Here is a 7,236-nt window from a genome sequence, read left to right on the forward strand (position 1 = left end):
ATTAGTATGGCTATCAGTGTTTTCGACCTCTTCAAAATCGGCATCGGGCCCTCCAGCTCCCACACTGTCGGCCCCATGCGGGCAGCGGCGACATTTGCCCAGGTCCTGCGCGAGCAGGGGCTGCTGGCAGGGGTAACGCGCGTCGAAGTGCGGCTGTATGGCTCGCTGTCGGCTACCGGGGTGGGCCATGCTACCGACCGTGCCTGCCTGCTGGGGCTGATGGGCCAGTGGCCAGACCGTATCGACCCGGCCACCATCGAGTCACGCATCGGTCAGGTGCTGCAGGAGCAGTGCCTGATGCTCGATGGCAGCCACCCGCTGGCGTTCGAGTACGCACGCGACATGTTGTTGCTCGACGAGAACCTGCCGTATCACCCCAATGCCATGAGCCTCGAAGCCATGGGCGGGCAGGGCAGTCTGTTGCGCCAGACCTACTATTCGGTGGGTGGCGGCTTTATCGTAGAGCAGGCCGAAATCGATGCGCCGGCGGACGCTGCGAATGCAGTGGCATTGCCTTACGAGTTCGACAGTGCTGCCCAGCTGCTGGCGTTGTGCAAGGCGCACAACCTGAGCGTGGCGCAACTGATGATCGCCAACGAATGTGCCTGGCGCCCGGAAGCCGAGGTGCGTGAAGGCCTGCTGCGTATCTGGGCTGCAATGCAGGATTGCGTAGATAACGGGCTGCGCAACGAGGGCATCCTGCCTGGCGGTCTGCACGTCAAACGTCGCGCGGCCCGGTTGCACCGCAGCCTGCAGGAGCTGGGCAAACCCAACGTGATCGGCTCGACGCTCAGCGCCATGGAATGGGTCAACCTGTTTGCCCTGGCGGTCAACGAAGAGAACGCCGCCGGTGGGCGCATGGTGACCGCGCCTACCAACGGTGCTGCCGGTATCATCCCGGCGGTGTTGCACTACTACATGAAATTCAACCCGACCACGAGCGATGCCGATGTGGTGGATTTCCTGCTTGGCGCAGCGGCTGTCGGCATTCTCTGCAAGAAGAATGCATCGATTTCCGGCGCCGAAGTCGGCTGCCAGGGCGAGGTGGGATCGGCCTGTTCGATGGCCGCTGCCGGCCTGGCCCAGGTGCTGGGTGCCACGCCACCCCAGCTGGAAAACGCGGCCGAGATCGCCCTGGAACACAACCTCGGGCTGACCTGCGATCCGGTCGGCGGACTGGTGCAAGTGCCGTGCATCGAGCGTAACGCGATTGCTGCGGTGAAGGCGATCAACGCCGTGCAGATGGCGCTGCGTGGGGATGGTGAGCACTTTATTTCACTCGACCGGGTGATCCGCACCATGCGTGACACCGGCGCGGACATGCATGCCAACTACAAGGAAACCTCTCGGGGCGGCCTGGCGGTTGCGTTCGTCGAGTGTTGAGCCTGTTGTAGGAGCAGCCTTGCGCTGCGAAGAGGCCGGTAGCTGCACTGATATCTGTATTCCTGAACCGGCCTCTTCGCAGCACAAGGCTGCTCCTGCAGTGTCCGCTGCAAGGGTTAGCGGGCTTTCTGCTTCGCCTCGATGAAGCTGGCGCGCATGTCCTTGGCCCAGCCGTCCAGTACTGGCTTGACGTCATTCAAGGTCAGTTTCTGGGTATCGTTTTCAAGTTCCTGACCCGCGCCTTTGCGCACCACCTGGGCCAACACCTTCTGATTGGCGCCATCCAGGAAGGCAGCCTCCACACCCACATCCACATCCTGGTCACGGCCACCGGTGGCCGTGTTCACGCCTGCCGCAATCAGCGCGATGGGGATCACCTCATACGGCCTGAGCCCCTCGTTGCTGGTGGACACCGCAGTAATTGCCGGGCGCACCACGATTACCCCCGGGCCGGGGCCCTTGGCCAGTGGCATCACGCTACCGATTTCACGGCGCAGCGCTTCATTGAAGTAGCGGGTGATCTCCTGCAGCGTCTGCGCCGAGATGACGGCTGTCGGCTGCGGCTTGGGGTAGAACTGGCTGGGCTCGACGAACACCTGGCTGTACTGGTTGATGTTGGCCTTGGGGTCGATCCAGCGCATTACCGGGTCACCCGACGGGCTCTTGGCTTCTTGCAGCCGGCTGTAATCCTTGAGGAAGCCGGAATAGTCCTTGGGGTCAACGCTATGGCTGGAGCAGGCGGCTACGGCAAGCAGCGCGGCGCACAACAGGGTAAGGCGGGGCAGTGATTTCATGATGAAGAGGCATCCATGAGGGGTCGGCCAGAACAACGCTAGCAGGTGCGAGACGGTTGGCCAGTGGGCATCGCGTGTCCAGGCGGCGAAATTTCCTACCGATACATAGGATCACGCCAACTAGTCATCAGCGACCGGTAGTGGAAAGCTATGCCCGATACGGGTATGGTGGGTTGTGTAATGGAAATCTTCAGGCGCAAGGATTTCGCGCGTTGGCAAGCTGCTCATAGGCTCAGGGACGAAATGCTCTGCAAAGCAGTGGATGAAATGTGCAGAGGCCTGGTCGATGCAAGCCTGGGTGGGGAGTTGTTCAAAAAACGCGTAGCTGCGCAGGGTATGGGCAAGCGTGGTGGGTATCGAACCCTGGTTTCCGCCCGCATCGGCAATCGCTGTGTGTTCCTGTATGGTTTCGCCAAAAGCGACAAGGCCACTATCACGCAGGAAGAGCAAAAGGCGCTGCAATTCGCAGGCAAGGTTTTTCTGGACTTATCACCGTTGGCGCTTGGCCGGGCGATTCTAGCGGGTGTGTTGATGGAGGTCTGCTGTGAGCAGCAAATTGATTGAATCGTTACGTGAGGACCTTGTTGCGCTGCACAAGGCCGGGGCAGTCGGCAAAGTCACCCTTCGCGATTACGAAGCGCTGTGTCCCGCGCCCGTGCGGGATTTCAGCGCGCTGGACATCCGTCGATTGCGCGAGGCGCTCAACTTCAGTCAACCGGTCTTTGCGATGCATTTACATACCAGTGCGTCGACGGTTCGCAAATGGGAGCAGGGCGAGACAAGCCCTTCCGGGCCTGCCTTGAAGTTGCTGAATGTCATTAAAGACAAAGGCCTGCAGGTTCTTCTTTAAGCCTCCATTTGCCCCGAAGCGGCTGCCTGGCTGCTACCCCAGCACCTCGCGCAACCGGTACCACAACATTCCCAGGGCCAGCAGCGGCGAGCGCAATGCCTTGCCGCCAGGGAAGGTCAGGTGTGGTACGGCGCTGAACACATCCAGGCCCTGGCTATGGCCGACAGCAATGCCTTCGGCCAGCAGCTTCGCCGTCCAGTGGGTCACGTTCAGGCCATGCCCGGAATAGCCTTGAGCGTAATACACGTTCGGGTATTGGCTGAGTCGCCCGACCTGAGGGAAGCGGTTGGCGGTAATGCCGATCATGCCGCCCCATTGGTAGTCGATGCGCACATTGGCCAGTTGCGGGAACACCTTCAGCACCTTTGGTCGCATATACGCGGCAATGTCCTTGGGGTCGCGCCCGGAGTAGTGGCAGGCGCCGCCGAACAGCAGGCGGCGGTCTGCGGTGAGGCGGTAGTAGTCCAGGCCGACCTTCTGGTCGCACAGCGCCATGTTCTGCGGGATCAGGCTGCTGGCCAGTGCCTTGGGCAATGGCTCGGTAGCGACCACGTAGCTGCCGGCCGGTAGCACCTTGCCGCTCAAGCGCGGTTCCAGTTCATCGAGGTGGGCGTTGCAACCCAGCACCAGGCTGCTCGCCCGTACCTTGCCGCGTGCGGTATGCACGGCAACGCTGGGGCCGTGCTCGATGCGCAGTACCGGGCTCTGCTCGAAAATGCGCACACCCAGGCCATGGGCGGCGCGGGCTTCGCCCTGGACCAGGTCCAGCGGGTGGAGGTGGCCCGAGCCCATGTCGACCAGGCCGCCGGCATACTGGTCGCTGGCAACGATCTCATGCAATTGGCCGGCGTCGACCAGGCGGGTTTCAGGGCGGTAGCCCAGCGCGGCCAGGTCATCCTGTTCATCCTTGAAGGCCTCGAACTGGGCGGGGGTGTTGGCCAGCTCACAGAATCCCCAGCGCAGGTCGCAATCGATGCCGTACTGGGCGATGCGGCTGGCGACCAGCGCCACAGAGTCGATGCCGGCCTGCTTCAGGTAGCGCACGCCATCCTGGCCGACATGCCGGGCGAAACCGCTGACGTCGTGGCCGATGCCGCGAATCAGCTGGCCACCATTGCGCCCGCTGGCGCCCCAGCCGATGCGTCGGCCTTCCAGCAGTACCACCGACAGGCCGCGCTCGGCCAGCTCCAGGGCCGTATTGACGCCGGTCAGCCCGCCGCCGACCACGCACACGTCGGCCGTCAGTTCGCCGTCCAGGCTGGGGTAGGGCGCTGCATCGCGAGCCGTGGCGGCGTAGTACGATGCGGTGTGTTGGGTATCGAAAGACATGGGCGTTCTCGGCTCAGCGATTGGACTTGATCTTGCTCCACGAGCGGGTCATGAGGCGCATGATCTTCGGGCTCGGGGTGCTGGAGATGTACAGCTTGTCCAGCACGTCCTGGGGTGGGTAGATCTCGGCGTTGTGCACCAGTGATGCATCCATGTAGGCCTTGGCGTCCGGGTTGGCGTTGGCATAGCCGACCGTGGCGCTGACCTTGGCGATCACCTTGGGGTCGAGCAGGTAGTTGATGAAAGCCAGGGCCTGGTCGGGGTTGCTGGCGTCCTTGGGGATGGCCAGCAGGTCGAACCACAGGTTGCTGCCTTCCTTGGGAATGCTGTAGGCGATGTTCACGCCGTTGTTGGCCTCCACGGCGCGGTTGGCAGCCTGGAACACGTCGCCGGAGTAGCCGAAGGCCACGCAGACATCGCCGTTGGCCAGGTCGGAGACGTACTTGGAGGAATGGAAGTAGGTGATGTACGGGCGCAGCTTGAGCAAGCGGTCTTCGGCTTTGGCGTAATCGGCCGGTGATTCGCTGCCCGGGTCCAGGCCCAGGTAGTTGAGCATGGCCGGGAACAGTTCGTCGGGCGAGTCCATGAATGCCACGCCGCATTGCTTGAGCTTTTTCAGGTTCTCGGGCTCGAACAGCACCGCCCACGAGTCGATATGGTCGACGCCCAGCGCCGCCTTGACCTTGTCGACGTTGTAGCCGATGCCACTGGTACCCCACAGGTAAGGCACGGCGTACTGGTTACCCGGGTCGTTCTGTTCAAGCTGCTTGAGCAGTTTGGGGTCCAGGTGCTGCCAGTTCGTCAGCTTGCTGCGGTCCAGCGGCAGAAACGCACCGGCCTGGGCCTGGCGAGCGAGGAAGTGGTTGGACGGCACCACCACGTCATACCCGGTACGCCCGGCCAGCAGCTTGCCTTCGAGGGTTTCGTTGGAGTCGAACACGTCATACACCACCTTGATCCCGCTGCTGGCCTGGAAGTCGGCCAGAGTGGTGTCACCTATGTAGTCGGTCCAGTTGTACACGCTGACGCTGGGGACGGCGTGGGCGGTGGTGGCGAACAGCAGGGTGAATGCAGCGGGTATCAGGGTTTGCAGATGACGCATGGGGACACCTCGTTGGTCTTGTTCTTCGAGTTCGGTGTTAAAGGGGGCTGCTTCGCAGCCCAATCGCCGGCAAGCCAGCTCCCACAGGTACAGCGCTGGCTTCAGGCTCATGGGTAACCTGTGGGAGCTGGCTTGCCGGCGATTGGGGTGCAAAGCACCCCCAGACGGTCAGACGCTCATCATCAGGAACTCGCGTTCCCACGAGCTGATCACCCGCTTGTAGTTCTCGTGCTCGGCACGCTTGACTGCCACGTAGCCTTGGACGAACTGCTTGCCCAGGTACTCCTGCACGGTCTCGCAGTCCTCCATGTGCTGCAGCGCGTCCTCGATGGTGATCGGCAGGCGCAGGTTGCGCCGCTCGTAGGCACGGCCCTGCACCGGGGCACTGGGGTTGATCTGCTCGACCATGCCCAGGTAGCCGCACAGCAGGCTGGCGGCGATGGCCAGATACGGGTTGGCATCGGCGCCCGGCAAGCGGTTTTCAACGCGCATTGCCTCGGGGCTGGAGGTGGGCACCCGCAGGCCGGCCGTGCGGTTTTCTTCACCCCACTCGACATTGACCGGTGCCGAGGTGTCCGGCAGGAAGCGGCGGAACGAGTTGACGTTGGGGGCGAACATCGGCAGCAGCTTGGGGATGTACTTCTGCAAGCCGCCGATATGGTGCAGGAACAGCTGGCTCATGCTGCCGTCTTCATTGGCGAAAATCGGCTTGCCGGTCGCGATGTCGACCACGCTCTGGTGCAAGTGCATGGCACTGCCCGGCTCGTCGGTGATCGGCTTGGCCATGAAGGTGGCGGCCACGTTGTGCTTGAGCGCCGCTTCGCGCATGGTGCGCTTGAACACGGTGATCTGGTCGGCCAGGTCCAGCGCGTCGCCGTGGCGGAAGTTGATCTCCATCTGCGCCGGGCCGTCTTCGTGGATCAGCGTGTCCAGGTCCAGGCCCTGGATTTCGCACCAGTCGTAGACGTCTTCGAACAACGGGTCGAATTCGTTGGCGGCATCGATCGAGAACGACTGGCGGCCGCTTTCGGCACGCCCGGAGCGCCCCAGCGGGACTTGCAGCGGCAAGTCCGGGTCTTCGCAGCGTTTGGTCAGGTAGAATTCCATCTCGGGCGCGACGATCGGCTGCCAGCCTTTTTCGGCGTACAGCTTGAGCACCTTCTTCAGTACGTTGCGCGGCGACAGCTCGATTGGGTTGCCTTGCTTGTCGAAGGTGTCGTGGATCACGATCGCGGTCGGCTCGATGGCCCACGGGATCTGGTACACGGCGGTGGGGTCGGGGCGGCAGACCATGTCGATGTCGGCGGCGTCGAGCAGGTTGTAGTAGATGTCATCGTCCACGTAATCGCCAGTGACCGTCTGCAGCAGCACGCTTTCGGGCAGGCGCATGCCACGTTCGTGGAGGAACTTGGCGGTCGGCGCGATCTTGCCCCGGGCAATGCCGGTCAGGTCGCTGATCACGCATTCGACTTCGGTGATGCGGTGTTCTTTCAGCCAGGTGGACAGCTGATCGAAGGGGGCGTTCATACAGACCTCTTGGTTGGGTTTTAGTGTGGGAGCGCGGTGCCTGTGCCAGCCGTTGCACGGTTTCGAAGGCGTTGCGCTTCCCAGGTGACGCACTGGAGACTATCTTGGTCGCAGCCCCCAGGGGCGATCTATCCACTTTCTTCGGCATCGAATGCACCATAAGAGTGCACACAGGACAATGCGTGACAACCGCCAATGCGTTGCAGGTCCAGGCTTACCACACCACCGACGTTACCGAGCAAGTGCGGGCC

Annotated in this window: 7 protein-coding genes and 1 pseudogene; 4 read left to right on the forward strand and 4 right to left on the reverse strand. The window is 62.6% G+C overall.

The window, feature by feature from the left end; all coding sequences use genetic code 11:
* Nucleotides 1-6 precede the first annotated feature (6 nt).
* Complete coding sequence (locus HP546_RS23035; protein WP_172229933.1) at nt 7-1,383, forward strand: L-serine ammonia-lyase; 1,377 nt, start codon at nt 7-9, stop codon at nt 1,381-1,383.
* 116 nt (nt 1,384-1,499) lie between these two features.
* Here the strand turns inward: HP546_RS23035 and HP546_RS23040 are convergent, their stop codons facing one another.
* A complete protein-coding gene (locus HP546_RS23040) occupies nt 1,500-2,177 on the reverse strand; it encodes a DUF3313 domain-containing protein (RefSeq protein ID WP_172229915.1) in 678 nt (225 codons plus the stop codon).
* Between the two features lie 180 nt (nt 2,178-2,357).
* On the opposite strand from HP546_RS23040, the gene HP546_RS23045 reads away from it, so the two are divergent.
* Nucleotides 2,358-2,741, forward strand: a complete 384-nt coding sequence (locus HP546_RS23045; RefSeq protein ID WP_172229918.1) for a type II toxin-antitoxin system RelE/ParE family toxin — start codon at nt 2,358-2,360, stop codon at nt 2,739-2,741.
* Nucleotides 2,722-3,027, forward strand: a complete 306-nt coding sequence (locus HP546_RS23050) for a DNA-binding transcriptional regulator (RefSeq protein ID WP_172229921.1) — start codon at nt 2,722-2,724, stop codon at nt 3,025-3,027. The genes HP546_RS23045 and HP546_RS23050 overlap by 20 nt, the downstream gene beginning before the upstream one ends.
* Before the next feature lie 33 nt (nt 3,028-3,060).
* Here the strand turns inward: HP546_RS23050 and HP546_RS23055 are convergent, their stop codons facing one another.
* From HP546_RS23055 to HP546_RS23065, 3 genes are all read right to left on the reverse strand, one after another.
* Nucleotides 3,061-4,356 (reverse strand): FAD-binding oxidoreductase, encoded by a 1,296-nt coding sequence (locus HP546_RS23055; RefSeq protein WP_172229924.1) that lies wholly within the window; start codon nt 4,354-4,356, stop codon nt 3,061-3,063.
* Between the two features lie 13 nt (nt 4,357-4,369).
* Complete coding sequence (locus tag HP546_RS23060) at nt 4,370-5,458, reverse strand: polyamine ABC transporter substrate-binding protein (RefSeq protein ID WP_172229927.1); 1,089 nt, start codon at nt 5,456-5,458, stop codon at nt 4,370-4,372.
* 168 nt (nt 5,459-5,626) lie between these two features.
* On the reverse strand, nt 5,627-6,985 hold the full coding sequence (locus HP546_RS23065) for a glutamine synthetase family protein (RefSeq protein WP_172229930.1): 1,359 nt from the start codon (nt 6,983-6,985) through the stop codon (nt 5,627-5,629).
* Nucleotides 6,986-7,008: 23 nt separating this feature from the next.
* Here HP546_RS23065 and HP546_RS31505 point away from each other — a divergent pair.
* Nucleotides 7,009-7,236 (forward strand): annotated as a pseudogene (locus HP546_RS31505) (AraC family transcriptional regulator); the annotation flags it as partial.

The sequence above is a fragment of the Pseudomonas sp. CM25 genome (genome assembly GCF_013179705.1).
Taxonomy (GTDB): domain Bacteria; phylum Pseudomonadota; class Gammaproteobacteria; order Pseudomonadales; family Pseudomonadaceae; genus Aquipseudomonas.